Source organism: Streptomyces sp. NPDC003379 (genome assembly GCF_053589195.1).
On sequence record NZ_JBSFRK010000137.1, the window covers coordinates 1 to 1,116 of the forward strand.

Sequence of the window (1,116 nt, forward strand, 5' to 3'; positions counted from 1 at the left end):
CGGGTGGGAGGCTGGTGACGAAGTAGAGCCGTTCGATCGTGATCTTCTTGCTGGTCAGGTCCTTGCGCCAGCGCATGACGCGCAGGGCCTGGCGGGCGCCGGGGTAGTCGAGGTGCCGGAAGGCGACGGTCTTGAGGTGCCGGATCTCGAGCCGGCCCCGGCCCTTGGTACGGCTCTTGTGATCGATGGGGATCTCGTGCCACGGCAGTTTCCTCAACTTCTGGTGCAGGCCGGGGTGGTTGCCCTTGACGACGGCGATGTAGTGGGCGCCGTGTTCGCGCAGCCAGTGGCCGTTGGCGTGCTGGGTGTGGGCGGCGTCCGCGGTGACCACGGTGTCGGCCAGGGCCAGGCCGTCCAGGAGCGGGATGAACGCGGGTGTCTCGTTGCTCTTGGCGTCGATCTGGCGCTGGGCGATCACGGTCCCGGCGTGGTCCATCGCGGCCAGCAGCCAGACTGCCTTCCCCTCGCCCGTCCGCGAGCCGCGCAACTGTTTCCCGTCGACGGCCACCGCTCGCAGGACGCGGTGTTCCCCGTTCTGCCGTCTGCTGGCTCTGGCCTGCAGGAACGTGGTCACGGCGGTGTCGAAGGCGTCACCGTCGAGGCGGCGAAGGAGCCGCATGACGGTGGTGGGATGCGGCACGGTGACCGCCCTGGTGAACGGGTCGAGGGGGAAACCGAGGACCAGCAGCGCCCAGCGAGGTGCGTCCGAGATCCACTCGGAGATCGCGGTCATGGACTGTGCGCCGGCCAGGACGCCCGCTGCCGCAGCGGCAACAAGAGCGGTCAGGGGGAAGCGTCGGCCACGACGGGCACGTGGGTCCGGCAGGCCGGTGAGAAACCGGACAAGGCACACCGCATCGGGCAACGGCTGCGGTGACGAGGTACGGGCCAGTTGCTCCAGGCCCGAGGGCATGGGAGAAGATGAGACAGCAGGCACGGTCTTCGGTTGTGGTCATGCGGATTCGACACCTACATGATCACCGAAGCCGTGCCTGTTTCTACGTCCGGGCATACCACATGTAACGGACTATCACTGGGCAAGCCCACGCACCTCGTCAACACGCAAGGTCCCTGGTCCGGGCCCGCGGCCACTTCCCCAACGAAGCCGCCGCCCTC

At 68.0% G+C, this 1,116-nt stretch carries 1 protein-coding gene; it reads right to left on the minus strand.

The window, feature by feature from the left end; all coding sequences use genetic code 11:
- On the minus strand, window positions 1-913 hold a 913-nt coding region (locus ACWDVB_RS40310; RefSeq protein WP_451612074.1), incomplete at its 3' end, for an ISAs1 family transposase.
- Window positions 914-1,116: the final 203 nt, after the last annotated feature.